At 60.6% G+C, this 20855-nt stretch carries 16 protein-coding genes; 8 read left to right on the forward strand and 8 right to left on the reverse strand.

The window, feature by feature from the left end:
• Position 1: 1 nt before the first annotated feature.
• Positions 2–643 (reverse strand): response regulator transcription factor, encoded by a 642-nt coding sequence (locus tag EFB14_RS21675; protein ID WP_126828831.1) that lies wholly within the window; start codon positions 641–643, stop codon positions 2–4.
• Complete coding sequence (locus tag EFB14_RS21680; protein WP_126828875.1) at positions 640–4275, reverse strand: PAS domain-containing protein; 3636 nt, start codon at positions 4273–4275, stop codon at positions 640–642. Before EFB14_RS21680 ends, EFB14_RS21675 begins: the two co-directional genes overlap by 4 nt.
• A gap of 319 nt (positions 4276–4594) precedes the next feature.
• On the opposite strand from EFB14_RS21680, the gene EFB14_RS21685 reads away from it, so the two are divergent.
• Entirely contained in the window at positions 4595–5347 is a 753-nt protein-coding gene (locus tag EFB14_RS21685; protein WP_126828832.1) for an SDR family oxidoreductase, read from the forward strand.
• 225 nt (positions 5348–5572) lie between these two features.
• Here the strand turns inward: EFB14_RS21685 and EFB14_RS21690 are convergent, their stop codons facing one another.
• Positions 5573–6565, reverse strand: coding sequence for an ornithine cyclodeaminase family protein (locus EFB14_RS21690; protein ID WP_126828833.1), 993 nt, complete (start codon positions 6563–6565; stop codon positions 5573–5575).
• A gap of 135 nt (positions 6566–6700) precedes the next feature.
• On the opposite strand from EFB14_RS21690, the gene EFB14_RS21695 reads away from it, so the two are divergent.
• The 6 genes from EFB14_RS21695 to EFB14_RS21720 all read left to right on the forward strand — a co-directional run bounded on the left by EFB14_RS21695 (position 6701) and on the right by EFB14_RS21720 (position 13795).
• Positions 6701–7162: an Lrp/AsnC family transcriptional regulator gene (locus tag EFB14_RS21695; RefSeq protein ID WP_024324002.1), complete on the forward strand. Its 462-nt coding sequence runs from the start codon at positions 6701–6703 to the stop codon at positions 7160–7162.
• A gap of 213 nt (positions 7163–7375) precedes the next feature.
• Positions 7376–8689, forward strand: coding sequence for a hypothetical protein (locus EFB14_RS21700; protein WP_126828876.1), 1314 nt, complete (start codon positions 7376–7378; stop codon positions 8687–8689).
• A 253-nt stretch (positions 8690–8942) separates the two neighbouring features.
• Positions 8943–10136, forward strand: coding sequence for a plasmid partitioning protein RepA (repA, locus tag EFB14_RS21705; protein ID WP_126828834.1), 1194 nt, complete (start codon positions 8943–8945; stop codon positions 10134–10136).
• Between the two features lie 2 nt (positions 10137–10138).
• Entirely contained in the window at positions 10139–11137 is a 999-nt protein-coding gene (gene repB, locus EFB14_RS21710) for a plasmid partitioning protein RepB (RefSeq protein ID WP_126828835.1), read from the forward strand.
• Between the two features lie 154 nt (positions 11138–11291).
• The gene (repC, locus tag EFB14_RS21715; protein WP_126828836.1) at positions 11292–12584 is read left to right on the forward strand and encodes a plasmid replication protein RepC; all 1293 of its coding nucleotides are present in this window, start codon (positions 11292–11294) and stop codon (positions 12582–12584) included.
• A gap of 23 nt (positions 12585–12607) precedes the next feature.
• On the forward strand, positions 12608–13795 hold the full coding sequence (locus EFB14_RS21720; RefSeq protein WP_126828837.1) for a DUF1176 domain-containing protein: 1188 nt from the start codon (positions 12608–12610) through the stop codon (positions 13793–13795).
• A gap of 16 nt (positions 13796–13811) precedes the next feature.
• Here the strand turns inward: EFB14_RS21720 and EFB14_RS21725 are convergent, their stop codons facing one another.
• The gene (locus tag EFB14_RS21725) at positions 13812–14207 is read right to left on the reverse strand and encodes a DUF4112 domain-containing protein (protein WP_126828838.1); all 396 of its coding nucleotides are present in this window, start codon (positions 14205–14207) and stop codon (positions 13812–13814) included.
• 143 nt (positions 14208–14350) lie between these two features.
• Complete coding sequence (locus EFB14_RS21730; protein WP_126828839.1) at positions 14351–16171, reverse strand: methyl-accepting chemotaxis protein; 1821 nt, start codon at positions 16169–16171, stop codon at positions 14351–14353.
• A 724-nt stretch (positions 16172–16895) separates the two neighbouring features.
• On the opposite strand from EFB14_RS21730, the gene EFB14_RS21740 reads away from it, so the two are divergent.
• Positions 16896–17543: a TetR/AcrR family transcriptional regulator gene (locus EFB14_RS21740; RefSeq protein WP_126828840.1), complete on the forward strand. Its 648-nt coding sequence runs from the start codon at positions 16896–16898 to the stop codon at positions 17541–17543.
• Between the two features lie 258 nt (positions 17544–17801).
• Here EFB14_RS21740 and EFB14_RS21745 read toward each other — a convergent pair whose 3' ends face one another.
• The 3 genes from EFB14_RS21745 to EFB14_RS21755 all read right to left on the reverse strand — a co-directional run bounded on the left by EFB14_RS21745 (position 17802) and on the right by EFB14_RS21755 (position 20771).
• The gene (locus tag EFB14_RS21745; protein WP_126828841.1) at positions 17802–18989 is read right to left on the reverse strand and encodes a hypothetical protein; all 1188 of its coding nucleotides are present in this window, start codon (positions 18987–18989) and stop codon (positions 17802–17804) included.
• A 475-nt stretch (positions 18990–19464) separates the two neighbouring features.
• Complete coding sequence (locus tag EFB14_RS21750; RefSeq protein ID WP_126828842.1) at positions 19465–19767, reverse strand: zinc ribbon domain-containing protein YjdM; 303 nt, start codon at positions 19765–19767, stop codon at positions 19465–19467.
• 275 nt (positions 19768–20042) lie between these two features.
• Positions 20043–20771 (reverse strand): GntR family transcriptional regulator, encoded by a 729-nt coding sequence (locus EFB14_RS21755; protein ID WP_126828843.1) that lies wholly within the window; start codon positions 20769–20771, stop codon positions 20043–20045.
• Positions 20772–20855: the final 84 nt, after the last annotated feature.

Genomic DNA, 20855 nt, shown 5'->3' on the forward strand with positions numbered 1-20855 from the left:
TTCAATTCCCTCCCACTCGGCGCGAGTGGGTGATCGGTATTTCCAATCTCTCTGCGATCCGCACGAGATCGGCGAGCGATGCCGCCGCCATTTTCTGCATCACATTTCGTCTGTGGATCTGCAGCGTGACCTCGCTGATGCCGAGCTCGGCCGCCGCCTGCTTGTTGAGAAGGCCGCTTACGACGAGCGGCAGCACCTCGCGCTCGCGCGGCGTGAGGTCGAGATAGTGCTGTCTGAGCTTGTCGCGTTCGGCGCGGTCGGCCCGCTTTTCCCGATCCTCAGCGATCGCGGCATGGACGGCGGCCATGAGGTCCGCATCGTTGAACGGCTTGGTTAGAAAATCCACGGCGCCGCGTTTGATCGCGCGCACGGAGGAGGGGATGTCGCCGTGGCCCGTGATGAAGACGATTGGCGGATGATCCCTGTCGGCGATCTGCCTCTGCAGGTCGAGGCCGTTGATGTCGGGCAGCTCGATATCGAGGATGAGGCAAGCAGGAATATCAGGCTTGTCCGCAGTGACGTAATCGCCGGCGGATTCGAAGGCGGCAGCATGCATGCCGTGTGATTCCAGCAGCTCGCCGAGCGCTTCCCGGATGCGTGCATCGTCATCGACGATGAAGACGATATGGTCGTCGGCTGTCATGATGCCGCCTTCGTTTCAATGGGCAATGTGAAGATCAACGTCGCTCCGCGCGGTTCGTTCTTCTCCGCCCACAATCTTCCGCCGTGCAGCTCGACGATCGAGCGGCAGATCGCCAGCCCCATGCCCATGCCGTTCTCTTTCGTCGTGAAGAACGGCTCGAACATCTTCTGGGGAAATTCGATCCCCTGGCCGCGATCGCGGATCTCGGTCTGGACGACATTGCCGACCTGTCGCGCATGGATCTCGATCACCCTGTCGCTTGTCTCCGCGTCCAGCGCGTCGATGCCGTTGCGGATGAGATTGATCAGAACCTGCTGGATCTGGATGCGATCGATCGCGATGAACGGCAGACTGCCGTCAACTTGGACGTCGATGCGAACGCGCCGCCGCCAGGTCTCGTCGGTCATCAGGCCACGCACTTCGGCGATGATGCTGGAGAGCGTCGTCTGGGTCCTCCTGTCCGCGGATTGCTTGAAGAGGGCGCGAATGCGGCTGACGACGTCCGCCGCCGAGTTGGCGTCGCGGATGATCCGCTCGACCGTCCTCTGTGCCCGCTCCATATTCGGCGGCTCCGCCATGAGCCAGCGCTGGCAGGCATGCGAATTCGCGACGACCGCCGCCAGGGGCTGGTTCACCTCATGAGCGATGGAGGCGGAAAGCTCCGCAAGGCTCGCGGCCTGGCTCGCCCGCGCCAAGCCTTCCTGCGCTAGGCGCAGCTCTTCCTGCGCCCGGACCTCGCCGTCGATATCGAGGCATATGACGTTCCACTGCACGATCTCGCCTTCGGCATTGCGCATCGGCGCTGCACGCGTTTCGACCCAGCGATATTCGCCGTCGAACCGGCGCAGGCGATGCTTGCGTGCGTAGGGTTCTCCGGTCGCGAGTGAATGGGCATATCTCGCCTTGACCTCGGCCACGTCGTCGGGATGAACGCCGGCGTCAAGCGTGCCGGCCAGGCGTGACTTGCCGGTTCCGTCGAGCTCTTCGAGTTTGTATCCGAGAAAGTCGCGCAGCTGAGGATTGCGATAGATCGGCTCTCCATCAGGCGCCGCGCAATCGATCATTGCCGGCAGCGTTTCGACGATCTTCCAGAGCGAGCGTTCCCTCTCCCGCAGCGCTTCCTCGACGCGCAGCTGATCGTCGATGTCGTGGCTGAGACCGTACCACTGGACGATCCGCCCGCTCTCGTCGCGCAGCGGCTCGGCGCTGCCGTTCACCCAGCGGTAGACGCCGTCTGCGCGCCGCAGGCGATACTGCTTGGAAAAACGTTCGCCGGTGGCGAGGGAATGGTTGAGCGCCTCGACGAGGCTCTCCGCATCGTCGGGATGGACGGCGGTTTCTATGATGGAGGACAGACGGCTCTTGCCGGGTTTTTCCGTCTCGACGGCGTCGAGACCGAGAAAATCGATCAGGCGCTGGTTAAAGAAGGTTGGAGCGCCTTCCGGATCGAGCCGCCAGAGCAGGCTCGGAACCATGTCGACGAGTTGCGAAAGCTCGCGCTCCCGATTGCGCAGCGCTTCCTGCGCTCGCATCTCGTCGTCGATATCGACTGAGACGACATACCATTGCACGATCGCGCCGCTTTGATCGCGTAGCGGCTCGGCCCGGCCGTCGACCCAGCGATAGGCTCCGTCGAAACGGCGCATGCGGTACTTTATCGAGAAGGGGTCGCCGCTGGCGAGAGAGCGGTGAACCGTCTCGAGCAGCCTCGCTGCATCGTCGGGATGGACGAGGGTGTGAATGACCGACGAGAGGCGGCTCATGCCGGGCCTGTCCATATCCCCGACGTTGAGGCCGAAAAAGTCGATCAACCGCTTGTTGAAGAAGACCGGCTCGCCGTCAGGTCTCAGGCGGCGGATCTGAGCCGGAACCATGTCGACGAGCAGCGACAGCTCCCGCTCACGTTCGCGCAGCGTCTCCAGGGCGCGCACCTCTTCATCGACATCGAGAGAAACGCCGTACCATTGCACGACCGTTCCGTCGTCATCACGCCGGGGCTCTACCCTGCATTCCGCCCAGCGATAGGCGCCATCCTTTTCAAGCCAGCGGAACCGCATGGCGCCGCCGCTGCCGGTTTCGAAACAATTGCGCAGCGTGCGCTGCACGTCGGGCAAATCTTCAGGATGGATCAGCTCCTGCAGCAGCTCATCAATGCGCGGTTCGGCTCGCGCGTCGAAATTGGTGATGACGGCGTGGAAATGGTCCTGATAGCGCTTGTTGAAGTAGATCGCCCCGCCCGCCGGCTCCACGCTCCAGATGCGGATGGGAACAGCGTCGATCATCTGCTGAAGCTGTCGCTCGCTCCGGCGCACGGCCTCTTCGGCATGAACCTGATCGTCGATATCGTGACAAAGCCCGTACCACTGGACGATGTTTCCGGCCTGATCGCGCATCGGCTCGGCGCGGCTCGACATCCAGTGATAGACACCGTCGGCGCGGCGGAGCCGGTAACGCATGACGAAATTCTCGCCGCTGGCGAGGCTGTGGCGAAGGGCGTCCCTGAACCCGGCTGCATCGTCGGGATGAACCGTGGCCTGAAGGACCGCCTCCAGCCGGCTCATATCAGGCCTGTCGGCGTCCGCCACATCCATGCCGAGGAAATCGACCATTCGCCTGTTGAAGAAGGACGGCTCGCCCTCGGGCGTCAGGCGCCAGACATGGCTCGGAACCATATCCACGAGCTGCGACAGCTCCCGTTCCCGGTCGCGCAATGTCTCGACGCTCTGGCGCAAGGTGAGCACCGCGAGCTGATGCTGCCTTGATATGGCGGCCACGATGAGCGCTGAAAATGCCGAGATGGCCAGAAAAAGCTGCAGCATGATCTGCTTGTGTTTCTGGGACTCCGGATCGCCGGCAAACTGGCTGGCGCCCGTTACCGTGAAGACCGCCGTGATCAGGGCAAGCAATGCGAGCGACACGGCAGCGCCCTTGAACTCGAAGCGGACGGCGGCCCAGAGAAGAGGCGGCATGATGATATAGGCGAAGGGAAGGTAGCCGCTGAGCGAAAGAGCGGCGACACCGAGAAAGATCAGCCCGAGGACACAGGCTTCTGTCCATTGCGCGGCCGAGAGGCGGGTCTTGTCCCGCCAGCTGTGAAACACGACCAGCGCCAGCGGCGCAACGATCAGGATGCCGGTTGCATCGCCGATCCACCAGAGCGGCCATGCCGTCAGGAAAGATTGCGATTGGATGCTGAACCACGCCAGCGTGGCGCTTCCCACGGTTGCGCTGACGATCGGCGCAATTCCGGCGCTTATGATGACGAATGTGAGAACTTCATGAAGGGTTTCCAGCCGAACCGGCGGCTTCAAGGTCCGGTTTACCAGCCACGCCGCGACCGCCGCTTCCAGAGCGTTGCCGACATAGATCAGCAAAGCCGCCGCCGGCGGACTGTGGAACCACAAGATATTGCTTGAGAGTTCCGCCAGGCAGCCTCCCACGATCCACCATGGCCAGCTGCGCCTGGGGGCGAGGGTGAGGGTTGCGATGAAAAGCCCGCCCGGAGGCCAGATGGAAATACCCGTTCCCGGCACGATTGCGAGCAATTGGGCGAAGCCGCAGGCAAGCACATAGGCAGCAATGAAAAGCCCGAGGTAGAGGGATTGGGGACGGTGCGACCAGACGCTCGTGATCAACCGCTCCGGCCGGTCGGACAAAGCCCGGGGATCGTCAGCATCGTCTACAGCAGTCATTCTCGATTTCGGCGCCGGCGAGTTCATGCTCGAACCGTAATCCCGCCACCCCACAACCGCAACTCATGGAAACCTATGCATTGCGCGGGGATGTAGCCGAAATTTTCGACGCGATCGAGGATCGGAAGACCATACTGGACTTCGGTCTGGCTTCCCTATGCCTAAAGGGTAGGGCGCCAGACCTCAGGGACGATGGAAGGCGTGCGGCTTTCCCGTCATTGTCGATGGGATCGATGACAAGGCGACAGAGGAGGCCGACATGAAAATCATGGTAGCGGGAGCAAGCGGCCTCATCGGAACGCGGCTCTGCGAGAACTTGCGCCGCTCCGGCCATGACGTCGCGGCCGCGTCCTTGTCGCTCGGTGTCGACACGGTGACCGGCAAAGGCCTCGATGCGGCTGTCGCGGGAAGCGACGCCGTCGTCGACGTGACCAATGCCGCATCCTTCGGCGACAGTGCGGCGCTGGATTTTTTCAAGGCCTCGACGAAGAACCTGCTTGCGGCCGCGGCCGAAGCCGGGGTCAGGCACTATCTCGCGCTCTCTGTCGTCGGCACGCCCCGCCTCGTCGAAAGCGATTACCTCCACGCGAAAATGGTGCAGGAAAATCTCATTCAGGCTTCAGGCCGCCCCTATACGATCCTCCGCTCCACGCAGTTCTACGAATTCATAAACGGTCTGATCGACATCGGCGCTGAAGGCGACGTCTTCCGGCTGCCTTCGGCCTCCATAAGGCCGATTGCGGCAGAGGACGTCGCGGCTTTCCTGGCGGAGCTGACAGCCGGTAATCCCTTGGGCGATATCGTCGAGATCGGCGGCCCGGAGCAGTTCGGTATCGATGAGGTCGCCCGGATCTATCTGGCCGCGAATGAAGACGAACGGCAGGTGATAACGGACCCGTCCGTCTCCTATTTCGGCGTCGAACTGACGCAGGACGCATTGCTTCCAGGGCCGGCCGCGCGCGTGGCGACCGAGAAGCTCGATGACTGGCTCTACCAATCGATGGGCGGTTAGAGGCGGCAGCCGAGGCGTTCGGAAAACCTTCATGAAAGAGGTCGGAACAAGAACTGCTCGAAATCGTACGCTAAGCTCGAACGGATCATGACCGTCATTGGGTACGCAGGGTTCTTCCAGGAAGTCGCAATCTACACGCTTCATTCAGGAAGACGGCGAGAAACCACCTCGCCGTCTTCATCATTGCAGCAACCGTCCTATGGATCAGATAACATTCCAGGTCACCTAGAGAGAAATAGCCTGGCCGACACCCAGGCGTTTGGCCTCGCGGTAAGCGAGGTCGGCTGCCACCATATCCTCCATGGCGACGCCCATGGCCTTGTAGATCGTGATGTGCTGATCAGACGTCCGACCTGATCGCTGCCCGAGCAACATCGCACCAAGGTCGGTGCCTGCCTCGGGATCAATATTTGCAAGTTCGCAGCAGCCCACGGGTGTTGGCGCGAACGAATCCCGCGTCTCAACAAAGAGGGTGCCGCGAGCGATCAAATCGATCGGAAGTTCGCCGCCGGGCGGCGCGACACCAACCGAGGACACGTGCGTTCCTGGTTGAACCCATTCTGCGGATATCGCGGGGACATAGGAGTGTGTCGCGAGGCACACAACATCTGAAGAGCGTATCGCCGCCTCGAGGTCCTCGACGGCAGTGATGCCTGAATGACGTGAAGCCAGCGCCTGCGCATCAGCAAAATCTTTGGAGAACACCCGAATTTCCTGAAAATCGCGAACGAGCGGCAACAGGTGAAGGTGCTGGCTAGCTTGAACGCCCGCGCCCACGACGGTTGCGACCTTGGCATTACGCCTGGCGAGCTCTCGCACCGAGAGGACCGCTGAGCCAGACGTGCGTACGGCCGTGATGTAGGTACCATCCATAATGCAAACAGGCATTCCTGTTTCTGGATCGAAGAGGTGTATTGTTGCGAGGTGACTGGGGATGCCCCGGGCGATATTGCCTTCGAACACGTTGACCAGTTTTACGGTCAAATGCATTCCCTTCATCCAGGCCGGCATCGCCAACGAATAGCCCGCATTCGGAATATCGAGTTGTGGGCGCGCTGGATTGACGACACGACCGTCGGAGAGCGCTTTGAACCCGTCCGCTAGCGCGTCGAGCAGCTTACGCAGGTCGATGCATGTTTTGACCTCCGCTTCGCTCAGCGAGAGAATCTTGATCTCACCTTTGTTGTGAGTGCTTAAGGCAGGTTGGGTTCTGTCCATAATGTTGCTTGCCTTCGTCTGTTGGGTTTAGTTACTTTCCAACCGTATTGCGGCAAACGGCGCGACGAAATATAGTAATTTCGACTTATTTGCGTGATTATCGCGTATTCTAACCAAAGAAAGTGTGAATCAGAAATGAGTGACTTGGACCGTGTCGATCGGATGCTGCTCGGGCTATTGCAAGAAGATGGTCGCCGGACTGTTCTTGACCTCGCCGAACGCGTTGGATTGTCACCGACTGGCGCATCGCAGCGCATCAAGCGGCTTTTCAGTGAAGGCTTTATCCGCGCTGTGCGGGCTGTGCTCGAGCCTTCAAAGATCGGACGCGGCACGCTCGTCTTTATCGAGGTAAGGCTCGATCACACCGCGCCGCACGTCTTCGACCGCTTTGCAGAGGCTGTTGCGAAGGCACCCGAAATCATCGAATGTCATATGGTGATTGGTGGCTTCGACTACCTGGTCAAAGCACGAATAGCGGACATGGCGACGTTCCAGGAATTCCTGCAGCGGGTCATTCTGCCGCTTCCTGGCGTCAGAGAAACCCACAGTTACGCATCAATCGGTGATGTGAAGCCTGACGCATTGTTGCCACTTTGACACCTCCGATTTTCCGGACCGGTTGAGACTGGAAATTCCAGTCTAGACGGAGTTTTCGGCATGAAAAAAGTCGAAGTTCACGGAGGCGCAGATCGCTTTCGTTCTGCGGCAGACCTAGGAGGGGGGTCCCCTGAAAGCTGAGGGTTGAAATGGCCGCAACAGGCTCCAAATTCCGTCGGCGGCTGGCAAACGGAGGGGCGGGGCATGGGCGAAATGGGCGACGCGCATAATGATCGGATCTGCCGGTTCATATCTGCCATGGGCTTCGCACTCGCGCTTTTCTCCCTTCTTTTGTGTCTCCCGGCATTTGCCGCAACCGCCGATATCGGCGGCCTGACGGTGAGCTTGCCCGATCCCGCCTCCGGGTGGAAGAAAGCCGGCAAGGGCGATCTCTTCATGCTGCAAAAGGATTTTCTCGAGACGGCGGACGACAAGCGCGGCAGCGCCTTGATCCAGATCTCCAAGCCCATTTCGGCCGCACGCAGTTCGCTGCCGGCGGGCGTCAAGACCTTCGTCGCGTCGCTTCCCGAAATGGCCAAGGAAGATATCCTGATCAAGCATTACGGGGTGACGGTGAACGGCCACGACATCCGCGTGGAGGAACGCTGCTGCGTACAGCAGCAGGAGGTGAGCATCAAACAGATCGTCGTCGGCATCGCGGGCGACAAGCGGCAGGCCTATCTGCAACTCGTGCTGTTGAACCTCAGCGGCGACAGAGGCAAAAGCGCCGAGGCCGATTTCGAGGCCCTTGTGCGCTCCGTGAAGCTCGATCCTTCCGACAAGGATTTCGACCTCGTGCCGGCAAGCGGCGACGGCGGGCTCGACGGCGTCTTCACCTATCTCGATACCGGCGTGCGGCCGAATGTATTCGGCGGCGTGGATTTATATTCCGACAGCGAGATCAACATGTTCGATCCAAAGGGCCTGTTCAGCACCGAACTGCCCGAGGGCGGCCGTGATATCGCCCAGTCCTGCAAGGACAATCCAACCGATTGCGGTCTCTACAGGCTGACGGGCGGCGGTTTCTTCTCCTCTGCGGGGTCGATCGAAATGCGCAGCGTCACCTCTGCCTACGGGACGATCGAGATCGAGACGAAGACCTTCTCGAAGAAGGGGCAGGACCTTGTGATCGACGACGAAGACTATCGCGCCGTGCCGCCATTCGCGGACGGGGCCACGCTTGACGGCAAATGGGTCTACACCTTCGCATCGAGCGGCATGACCGCGACTTCCTCGGGATCGGTTGCCGCCAGCCGTGAGCTGACGCTGCATAAGGACGGCACGTTCGAGCGCACCGGCTGGTCCGGCGCCTCGATGACCAACGAGATCGCGGGATCGCAAACCGGCATCACCACCTCGGGCAACCGGCCCGGTTCCAGCGGACGCTATGAGCTTTCCGGCTATCGCCTGGATCTCACCGATGCGAGCGGCAAGACGGAGACCATGAGCATATTCGAGCCGGACAAGAACTCCGACGGGCTCCTGGTGATCAACGGCAAGAATTATCTGAAGGATGATGGGGACTAGCGGTCTAAGACGTTAGAAATATTGCCGTATTAACTTGGCGCTGCGAAACGGTCGAGGCCAAGGTCCGCCGCGTCGAATCACCGGACCTTGCCGGCATATTCGCCGGAAATCGGCCGCGTGCCCGGGCGGGCTTTCACGCGCCAAAATAGTGTTTGGTTAAGCATTTGTAATTCGGTCACGAATCGAGGCATATAGCAACTGCGTAACTGAAGCGCTTTCGTTTAAAATTGCGCAGTTATCCGGGAAAGAGATCATGCAGCCGAGTCTTGCTCTTCAAGATGATCAGGAGCACCTCCCTTCGCTTCTGGCAACAGATGCGAAGGAGTTATCCTATCAACTTCAGCAGCATCAGGCAAAAATCTTTCCTCCGCTGTCGCGGAAGACGATCCGGACGTTTTCGCCGGCGGAAGCCGCGGCCTTCATCGGCATCGGCGAAGGCTATCTCCGGCAGGTGGCGGCCGACGGCCATGGGCCTGATCCGCTTGCAAACGGGCGCAGGCTCTATAGCGCCATCGACATGGACCGGATTCGCCGGGTCCTCGACGAGCGCAACGGAACGCCGAAATATGTGCCGGCCCGCAGGGCGGGCGAAAAGCTGCAGATCATCTCCGTGATGAATTTCAAGGGCGGTTCGGGCAAGACCACCACCGCGGCACATCTCGCGCAGTTCATGGCGCTCAGGGGATACCGCGTGCTTGCCGTCGATCTCGATCCGCAGGCTTCCCTGTCCGCACTGTTCGGTCACCAGCCGGAATTCGACGTCGGCGAGGGCGAAACGATCTACGGCGCGATCCGATATGAGGAGCCGCGCCCCATCGCCGATATCGTGCGCGCAACCTACACGCCCAATCTGCATCTCATCCCGGGCAATCTCGAGCTGATGGAATTCGAGCACGAGACGCCGAAGGCCATGGCGTCGGGGACGGCGGAGACGATGTTCTTCGCCCGCATCGGCGAGGTCCTGACCGACATCGAAAGCCTTTACGATGTCGTGGTCATCGACTGCCCGCCGCAGCTCGGTTTCCTGACGATGTCGGCGCTCTGCGCCGCAACCTCGGTGCTGATCACGGTCCATCCGCAGATGCTCGACGTCATGTCGATGTCGCAGTTCCTGACGATGACGAGCGAATTGATGTCGGTCGTCGAGAAGGCCGGCGGGCGCACCAGCTACGACTGGATGCGTTATCTCGTGACGCGGTTCGAGCCGAACGACGGACCGCAAAGCCAGATGACCGGCTTCATGCGGGCGATCTTCGGCAATCGCATGCTGCACAACGCCATGGTGAAGTCGACGGCGGTCGCCGATGCCGGCGTCACCAAACAGACCCTTTACGAGGTCGAGCGGTCGCAGTTCACACGCGGAACCTATGATCGGGCGCTGGAGTCCCTGAACCTCGTGAATGGCGAGATCGAGGCGCATGTCCGTTCCATCTGGGGAAGGAAATAGAGATGGCGCGCAAGAACCTCATCGAAATTTCCGCGCACGACCCGGCAAGGACGGAAACGGTCGCCCCGCGCGACAACCGCCCGATCGCGGGCTTTGTGCCGCAGGAGCGCAGCGCAGCACCCGTCGGCGGCATCACGAAGACGCTTGGCAATATCACTGAAAAAATGGAGCGCGCGAGCGAGCTGGAACGGCAGCTCGCCGCCGGCCAGACTATCGTCGAGCTCGATCCCGGCCTGATCGACGCCTCCTTCGTCAGCGACCGATTGGCGATCGACGCGGCCGAACTTGCCGAGCTCGTCGACCAGATTCGCGAACATGGGCAGCAGGTGCCGATCCTTGTGCGCCCGCATCCCGAGACCAAGGGGCGCTATCAGGTTGCCTACGGCCATCGTCGCCTGGCCGCCACCAGGGAAATCGGCATCAGGGTGCGCGCTGTTGTCCGCGACCTGACCGACGGCCAGCTGGTCGTCAGCCAGGGACAGGAAAACAGCGCCCGGACCAATCTCTCCTATGTCGAACGCGCGCTCTTCGCCTCGCGGCTGGAAGAACGCGGCTTCGGCCGCGACGTCATCATGGCCGCGCTCAGCGTCGACAAGGCGGCGCTGTCGAGAATGCTGATCGTGATACGACAGGTCCCCCTGGAGCTCATAAACGCGATAGGTGCGGCGCCCGAGATCGGCCGCCGGCGATGGCTGGAACTGGGTGAGCGGATCGGGAACGCCGATATCGCCAAGATCATCGCCGAGTTGTCCGCGGACGACGCGCGCAAGATCTCGAGCGACGAGCGGTTTCACCGGGCATTGGTGCTGGCAACGAAGAAGGCGGCAACAAAGGCGGCCGTGGCCAAATCCGAGGTCAGTGGCGTGCCGGTGACGATCAAAAAGACAGCGTCCGGCGCAGCCTTCATCTTCGACGGCAAGACTGCGCCCGGTTTCGATCAATTCGTCCAGGAAAGGCTGCAGAGCCTGTTCCAGGAGTTCAAAAAGCACAGAGGAGCGTAACGCGCAAAAGAAAAAGGCCCCCAACGACGCCGTCGTGGAAGCCCTTCTCAGATCTTAAGCACATCGAGAATCGCATTTCCACGAATCACAGTCAAGCGTCCTGGCACCGAAAAGGGTGGAGGGTTTTCTTTTGCCTGAACGAAGGTGAAGGCAAATGGAGAGTGGATATGTGACGACGCCCTTTGGGCGGCGGCCGATGTCGCTTGGCATGCTTGCAAGCCAGCAACTGGGCGAGACCATCGAGCCGGGGATGAGACGCAGCAAGTGGAAGCTGTTCAGAGCGATCTGCGAGGCACGGCCAGCGCTTGGCGTCACCGATCGGGCGCTGACGGTGCTCGACGCGCTTTTGACCTTCTATCCCGATGACGAGATCTCCGAGGAAAAAGGCCTGATCGTCTTTCCGTCGAATGCGCAGCTTTCGCTTCGCGCCCGCGGAATGACGCCGGCCACACTCCGGCGGCATCTTGCCGTCCTGGTCGAGGCCGGCCTGATCCTGCGCAAGGACAGCCCGAACGGAAAGCGCTATGCGCGCCGCGACAGGGCAGGGGCGATCGGTGAGGCCTTTGGCTTCAGCGTTGCGCCGCTGCTCGCACGCGCGGTCGAGATTGAAAGCCTGGCCGCCGAGGCGGTCGCCGACCGGGACCTGATCAGGGTGACCAGGGAACGGCTGACAGTGTGCCGGCGCGATATCTCCAAGCTCATCGCGGCAGCCCTCGACGAGGCGGTTCCCGGCGACTGGGAGCGTATGTCGATGCTGTTTCGCGATCTTGTCCTCCGGATTCCGCGCGTGGCGAGCGCCGAGCAACTGGCGGCGCATCTCGACGAGATGGCGCTGTTGCGCGAAGAGGCTGTCAACCTGCTGGAAAAACACATTAAAATTAAAAAAATAGACGCCAATGAGTCTCAAACTGAGCGGCACAAACAGAATTCAAATCCCGACTCCATTTCTGAATCTGAACCAAGCTTCGACACGAAGCAGGGCGCAAAGGCGGTGGCCAATAACGACCCGATCGCCGAGGCGCAGGACGGGCGAAGGCTGAAACATCGGGAGCCGCCCGGCAGAAGATCCGGTGCGGCCGATCCGGCGGCGGGCCATGGCCTGAAATCCTTCCCGCTCGGCCTCGTTCTCCAGGCCTGCCCTGGTATTCTCGGATACGGGCCGGGCGGAACGGTCGGCAACTGGCGAGACCTGATGTCGGCCGCCGTCGTCGTCCGCTCGATGCTCGGCGTCAGCGCCTCGGCCTATGAGGAAGCCTGCGCCGGCATGGGGCCGGAAAACGCCGCGACGGTGATCGCCTGCATCCTGGAAAGAGGCGGGCACATCAATTCGCCTGGCGGCTATCTCCGCGATCTCACCCGAAGGACCGAGAAAGGCGAATTTGCGATCGGCCCGATGCTGATGGCGCTGGTGCGGGCGAACGGCGGAGCAAGACGCGATGCCGGCTGAGTAAGCTTGGGATTGTGGGAAAAATGACGTCGAACTGGCGGATGGCGGACGTGAAATCCGCCCTTGCCGCAGATCTCGACGGCGGTAATATCGCACCGGCATTCGGGCAATATACCACTGGATTTCAACGATTTTCAATCGACGGGAAAGCAATGATGCGGCAGCTCCACAAGAAGGTCGGCGCATTTTTCGTGGTCGGCGTCATCCTCTGCGGCCCGGCGGTTGCTGCGGAGCCGTCCTATGACAAATACAAATCCTGGTTGGTCGTCTGCGACAACGGGTTGAAATGTGAAGCCAAGGGCTTCGAAAACGGCACCATCAACAACCCCGACCTGCGCTTCGTCCGCGCCGCCGGTCCTGATGCCGCGACGGAGGTTACGCTGAGCGTGCCGTTTCCGGTCGGCCTCGGCGGCTTTCTCGCCGACGGAAAACCGCTGCGTCTTGGACCGTCCTGGACGCGTTCTCAGGACGAGGACCTCACGACGATCTCGACCAAGGATCCGGCTGCGGTGAAGGAGTTTCTTTCAGAACTACGCAATGACGCAAAGATCGATGTCGGCGACGACAAGGCTATCATCCCACTTGACGGCATGGTCGCCGCGCTTCTGCACATGGATGATCGTCAAGGTCGTATCGGCGGCGTCACCGCGTTGATCAAGGCGGGGGCTGCTCCCGCTTCGAAGGTGCCGGCTCCGCCTGCCCTGCCTGTCATCAATCGCCGAAAGATCGATATCATCCTGTCGGATGCGGAAAAGCAACGGCTGATCACGCAGGCAATGAGCGCCGGTAAGGCTCTTTTCGACAGCGAAGGATGCGAAGCCGACGCAGCGAATGGGGGACTTAATGCCGACGCTTATCCTCTCGATATGGATCATGCGCTTGTGCTCATCCCCTGCATCATGGGCGCCTACCAGGGCTCGTCGCTCGTATTCCTCCAACCGCTGAAGGGAAACGGTGTTCCCATTCCCTTTCAGCCGAGACTTCCTCTCGGGGAGGGTGAAGGTGCAACGACGCTCTTTGTGGAACCGGGTTTCGATACGGATACCGGAAGCTTGCAGATGTCCGGAAGGGGGCGTGGCGTTGCCGACTGCGGCCTGTCTGCGCAATGGGTGTGGGACGATGCCGAGTTTAAGCTTGCGGAAGCTTACTTCCAGGGATCGTGCGGCGGCAGCCAACCCGTGGATTGGCCGACTTTGTTCCGTTCTAGATGAATTGCTGCGGGACCTTTCACATGCGCCGGTCCAGCTCGCCTTCGCTGAGCCCGAAATGCTCGAGTATGATGCCTACGTTTCGGCGATGAGACTTGAAGTAGACGTCGAAGAGATCACCGATCAGCGGAACCGTGCCGCCGGCCGCATCGATGCCGAGGTTGACGGCCATGCGCGCAAGCTTGTGATTGGGAATGCCGAGACGCCTTGCTTCATTGATGATGAAGATCCCGATGAGGGAGCCGGCGATATCGCCAACCGCCGGGATGAGGCCGAGAACCGAATCCGCTCCGATCCGCACGCCGATGACGGGTAGTCTCACGGCTGTGTCCATGAGCCGAGCGATGCGGACGGCCCGCCGGATTCGTTCGCGCTCGATCGAGGTGAGATGTTTCGTGTAAGCGGAGTTCGGCATCAAAACCCTTGCGGCGCAGATCGCTGCGCGAGATCTTGATGCAACGAAGATGCGGCGTGACGATAATGGGTGTCCATTGCCGTGAAACGCCGCAAGCCCGATAAGGTTCGTCTGCGCCGGTCAATCCTTCGCGGGTGGTGAAGTCAGGCGGCTCTCTGCGGTCTTGCGCCGCCGGCGGCCGGCGCTTCGATCTGAAAGCGGCCTACCACGCCTTCCAGCGTCTGTGTCTGGTTGCCGAGCGCGCGGCAGGCGGAGACGGTTTCCACGGCCATGGCGGCATTGCGTTGCGTGACTTCGTCGAGCGCACTGACCGAGGCGTTGATCTCGCTGATCGCTGTCGCCTGCTCGGAAGAGACGGAAGCGATGCGGGCGATGAGGCCAGAAACCTGCTCGACCTGTCCCTCGATCTCCATCAGCGCCTTGCCGGTGCGGTTGACGAGCTCCACCCCTGTCGACACCTGGGTCGAGGAGGTGGAAATCAGGGCCCTGATTTCCTTGGCGGCGTTGGCCGAGCGCAAGGCGAGTTCGCGCACTTCCTGGGCCACGACGGCGAAACCCTTGCCGGCTTCGCCCGCACGCGCGGCTTCGACCCCGGCATTGAGCGCGAGGAGATTGGTCTGGAAGGCGATTTCGTCGATGACGTTGACGATATCCCCGATTTGGGCGGACGAGCCTTCGATCCGTTCCATGGCGGCGATCGCATCGCGAACGACTGCTGCCGAATGTTCGGCGCTGGTGCGGGTCTCGGCCATCATCCCGGTCGCTTTGCCGGCATGATGGGACGCATCCTTGGTTTTGGCGTTCATTTCCTTGAGCGCGGTCGCGGCCTCTTCGAGCATCACGGCCTGCTGCTCCGTGCGCGAGGCGAGACTGGCGGCTGCGTTGGTGATGTCGGTCGAGGAACTGCCGACCTGCCTGGATGTCTGGGCGATCTCCGCCATCGAGGCGGAAAGCGCGGTCATGCTGTCGTTGAACTTCGCGCGCAAGGCCTCATAGGCGGCGGCGAAAGGTGTCGTGATGCGGCAATCGAGATTGCTGTGCGACAATTGGTCCAGCCCATATGTCAGCTGGTCGATCACCGTTTCGCGTGTCTTTTCCTCGGCTGCCTTTTCGGCCATCTGGCTGCGTTCGCGCTCGAATTCCGCGTCGCGAAGCGCCGTTTCTCGCTTCTGCGCGTCCTGGCGTTCCAGCGCATTGCGGCGGAACACCGCCACGGCCTTGGACATGGCGCCGATCTCGTCGGAACGGTCGGCATAGGGAACTTCGGTGGAAAAATCACCCTCGGCAAGATTGCCCATATAGGCCTTCATGCCGTCCAGCGGCACGATTGCCCGGCGACGCAGGAGGTAGAGCCCGACCAGCAGCAGGGCGAAGGATCCGAAGCCGGCAGCACCCGCATAGATCGTCCAGCTGACGATTTCCGAGGCTGCATTGCTCTCCTCGTCCTTCATGAAAGCGTCGGAATTCTCGACGAGTTTCTCGACCGCATCCTGGTGCGTATGGAAGGCGACGCGCAATTGCTCGATCGCCCCGCGCGCCTTGTCTTCATTCTTTGCATTCAGGGCCGGGATGATCTCGCGGTTCATCACGTCCCAGAACACATCGCCCTTGACCAGCACATCGTTTTCAAGCTCGTCCTTCAAAGCCTGCGGCAACCGGGTGGTTTTCCAATAGGCACGGCGGTCGTCGTAGGCGGCTTTCAGATTTGCGATCTTCGCGAGGTTGGTCTCGGTCAGTTCGGGAAACTTGCTCGCCTCGAAGGAGAGCATGTAGGATTCGACCACAAAGAGCGGCGGCGGCAGAATATCGGCGACGAGATCCTTGCCGTAGACGACCTGCTCGTAAACCGGCCCGTTGACCTTGAGCCTTTCGAGCGCGGATTGCTGCAATCCGATCGAGATGAAAAGACCTGCTGAAACGGCGACGCCAAACGCCACCAGACTACGGGCAATGGTAAATGCCAAGGCTGTCTCCAAATAACTTATTGGCACCTCTGCTTCGAGATGTCTGATCTACGCACAGCATTGTTTCGCAAGAACACTTAAATATGGTTAAATTTTTGTGCAACTCCTTTGACGAGTAAGCTTTGAGCGCCCTTTGATGCCCAATCCTCGGGGTGAATACTATATTCAAGAACCACTATATAATATAACGTGAATTCTGCATGCGTCTTGGGCCGCGCGAACCTCATATCACCTCGCGGTCGCTAGTATATGTCATGCATAATCCGCTAACAGGCTGTTTGGACGGTTCAGAAATTCACCTGAAATCCGCCCGCACTGATCCCGAACTTTGCCTGCAAGCTGCCCGGAATAGGAGAGGCCGCGGGTGGCGATTTGCTGCGATCGAAGAGCCGGCTCGGTTGCCGGCGGGGGGCGCTCCTGGACGTGTCTTCGCTGCGCTGCATGGTTGTGGTTGATTTTTTCGCCGAAACCGTACTACAGGGTAGTATGTTCTGGGATGCGGATGTCGAGCTCTTGCTGGGAGTAGCAGAGACTGATGTGGCGGCAGGAACGGTCGTCACAAGTGCTCCATCGCCAGATGGATTGGGATGCAACTCATTGCAGAACGTATTGGTTCTATAAATTGAAATTGCCGATGCCACAAGCGAAGGGTTCGTCCCTCAGAAATTGTCGGCTGCGTTCTCAGGCGGGCGGCATGCGCTTCGGCAGGGCGGTCTAGACCATCATGGATGTTATCGACGAGCCCGCAGATGCGCCGCGCAAAAGAGGCCGGCCAAAAGTCTCCAGCGATGAAGAAAAGCGGGCGCATATCGTCGAAGTCGCCGGCCGCGTTTTCGTCAGATATGGTTATGCCGGGAGCACGACCGCGCTCGTCGCCTCCGAGGCGGGCGTTTCCAAACAGACGCTCTACAAGCTGTTTCAGAGTAAGGAAGAGCTGTTTGCTGCCGTGGTCGGCGCCCATCGGCGCCTGATGCTTGCCCTGCCGAGGCCTGCCGAAGGCATCCCGATCGCTGAGAGCCTCGAACGGATCTTCATGATCGACATGGACGAGGACATGGATGAGGATCGCGCCGGTTTCCTGCAGCTCGTCTTTCGCGAAGCAGCCCAGTTTCCCGAGCTTATCGATATCCTGCAGCGCGAGGGCATGCTTGCCAGCCGGCAGGAGCTTGCCGACTGGCTGAACGAACGCCGGGCGGAAGGCAGGCTGTCGCTGGATGATCCGGCGAGCGGCGCCCGAATGTTGATGGATATGGTTCTCGGCGGCCTGGGCCCGCCGGAAGGACGCGCTCAGGCCTGGGCCGATCGGGCTGAACTGCTTGCCCACCTTCGCCGCTGTATCGCCATCTTCGCCGCCGGCGTCGGCGCCGCATAAGCGGAAAAGCTGCCATCCCTTGGTTTCGGCCCAAATAGTGAAGGTTAGGAACCGTCGTCAGATAGCCAAATCCTTAGTTTGCCGACTGACCTGAAGCCCAGCTTCGTCATCTCGTTTGGCGCTGCGCCCCTGTCATATCCGACGAGCGGCAGATCGGGTTTGAAGCGCCGTGCTTCCTTTCAGACCCACGGCGCTCCAACACTGTGAAACTCTGCATCGCGCTGTGCGAAAACCGATTCCGATTTTCGGGGCGATACGTTAGTCGTTCGCCGTCACCTTGACGCCGAGCACGGAGGGGATGGTGTTCGGCGCACCCATGGCCGCCCCCATGATCATCGGGAAGGGTACCGGCTTTTCCGGCGCGGCGCTGATCGTGAGGCTCTTCGGACCGTCGAGATAGGTGTTGACGGCCGCCGAGATCTGGTTCTGCAGTTCCGGCAGGTTGAGCTGCGCCAGCATCATCGGCACGAGGCCCTTCAGCGATTGAGCGAGCTGGTCGCCGCTGACACCCTGTTGCGAGCCGGCGTAGTCGAGCGCCTTTTTGGTGATCGAAGCATCGTCGAAGCGCAGTTCGGCACTATTGAACGTCAGCTGCTGCATCATGCCCAGCATGGCGAGGCTCATCGCCTGGTTTGCCTCTTCCTTGTTCGGATTGGCTTCGGCGGTCTTCACCGCTTCCTGCAGCGATTTGATGAAGTTCAAGGTGTAACCGGAAAAGTCGACCGCGAAGTTCAACCGGCCGACATTCTTGAAGTCCAGGGCATATTCGTCGACCGCGACCTTGCCGCTTTCGACTTCCCAGCTGCCCTTCATCGTCAAGGCGCCGTCGAGCGTCGTCAACCCCAGCTTCTCGATCGCGTCTTTGGAAGACGGGTCCTCGACCTGCGACAGGTCGATCTTGAGGCCGGCGACATTGGCGTCATAGGTGAAGCCGCTATCCTCGCGCCCGAGATTGGACTCGGTGCTTTCGATCGTGAAGACGTCCTTGCCCTTGATACTGACAACGATCGGGCCGGTGCTGACGGTCTCATAGAGCAGGAGGTCGTCGAGCGTCTTGCCGGCGGCATTGGCGGGGATGGTCAGACCCTGGACCTGGATATCCCTAGCGGAGAGATGACCGTCTTCCTGCTTCTTGTCGACGTCGGGGAAGGCGACGGAATTGGCATAGTAGCCACCGCCTTCGGTCTCCTTCACGCCCTCGAAGGTGATGTCGCCGATCTTCAGCTTATCGTCGGGCAGGCTCGCAATCCCCACCTCGACGCCCGACGCCGTGACGGTGTCGCCTTCGACGTCAGCCTTCTCGAAGGTAATAACAGTGCCGCCGGCGCCGATGGCCGCACTGAGCTTCTTCATCATGTCACCGCCGTCCAAGGCGAAGGACGGACCGGCAAGGGTGAGGAACGCAGCACTTGCCGCCAGCATATGGAGATTGCGTCTATGTTTCATGGAAAGGTCCTTTGGAGAAAAATGGATGTGAGAGGCAGGTCTCTTGCTCTCGGATGGAAGAGGCTGCGAGACGACGCGAACGCAAGCCTTGCTGCGGCATCATCCTGTTTGGCGTAATTCTGGGCGACGAGATTGAGAGCCGAACGCCCGGGCTGAAGACGTATTCATCATGCGGCCGCGGGGGAGAGCGGCGTCTCATTCGTATATCTCCGCGAATCTTGCAACCTTTTGCATATAGATTTCCAAACCGGAATCAATCGCCTCGCGTCTGTTTGCATCGTGCTCGCAGCCGCAGCCGGCACTTGCCCATCGATCTGGTTTAAGCGGAGTTAACGAGGCTTTGGCGACGGCGACGTTGACCCGCGAAAGCGTCGCAGGCCTGGTCTATGCTGTACGTCACAGGCGCGTATCATCAGTCGCCGCACGTCGGCCACTGAGGTCAACCGATTCCACTGAGCAGGCCTTGAGAACTTGATTAGCGTTTGCGCACGAACTCGGTGCGCAGAACGAGACCCTTGATTCCATCATGACGGCAATCGATCTCCTCGGGATTATCGGTGAGGCGGATCGACCTGATGACGGTGCCCTGCTTCAGCGTCTGGCCGGCTCCCTTGACCTTCAAATCCTTGATGACGGTGACGGAGTCACCATCGGCAAGAACATTGCCGCTTGCGTCCCGAACGACCGCCTCATTGCCGGCGGATGCTGCCACCTCCGAAGCCGGACGCCATTCGCCCGTCACTTCGTCATAGATGTAGTCGTCGTTGTCAGCGGCCATGCTCGTCTCGGCTCCTCAGAAGTCCTTCGACGCCTCTCGTGCGGGAGCGGCGTGCAAAGCGCTTATCCCAGACGTTCGCCCAAGGCAACTCAGGCGGCGCTCCTCGTCTCACCACATCGTCTTTTGGCAGAAGATCCGGCCCCTAAGTGGCGGACATCAGCTCGGGGTGGAGGAGCTGAGATGGCTTTCCAGAAAACTAAAGAAACCGCTGCGGAGCCATGCCGAGATGCGACTTGGGGCGAGCTTTCTCGGCACTCATTTCGGCTGGCGGAGCATCAATGCCGGAATACGTTGTTCATGACGAAACGGTAGCGTTCGGGACGGACATAAAAGGTCGATCGCTCGGCCGGCGTATTGTCCGCGAACCAAGACGTCCGCTCCATGACAAGCAGCGCGGCTCCTGCGGGGACCTTGAGGATTGCCCCAAGCTGCGGATCTGCGGTTTCAGCGCCGATAGCGACATGAGCCCGCTCGACGTCGAGCCCGGCAAACGCAGAGACGATCGCATAGGTCGGGCGGCTTTCCATCTCATCACGCGACAATTTCGCCAATGCCGGCGGCAGAAAGCTGCGCCCGAGCGCGATCGGTTCATTGTCGACTAGATGAAGGCGCTCAAGGGAAAGACATGTCTCCCAACCCCGGCCAAGCGCGGCGGCGATCGTTTCCGGCGTCCGCGTGGTGCCGACGGAAAGGACACGCATGCTGGCATTCAATCCCTGCAAAATGAGGGATTCGTGAAAGCTTTGCAGCGTATCGAGCTCATGTCGGACTTCCTTGCCGGCGACATAGGTGCCCTTGCCTTTGCGCCGCTCTATCAACCCCTTCCGGGCAAGCTCGTCCAGCGCCAGCCTGACGGTGACACGACTGACGGCAAAACGAGTGCCGATCTCTGCTTCAGACGGCAGCCGGCCGGCCGGCTCGAACCGACCGCTTCGGATTTCATCCTCCAGCCGGGCTGCGATCTGCCGGTAGAGCGCGGTGGCATTATCCCTAATAATTGGCATTTCGTAACAATCGATCTCAACGGTTCCAGCGGTCATACAGGGCATGCTCTGTTCTGTCGATTCAGGGGCTTGCCACACATGTAT

The sequence above is a fragment of the Rhizobium fabae genome, assembly GCF_003985135.1.
Classification (GTDB): Bacteria; Pseudomonadota; Alphaproteobacteria; order Rhizobiales; family Rhizobiaceae; genus Rhizobium; species Rhizobium pisi.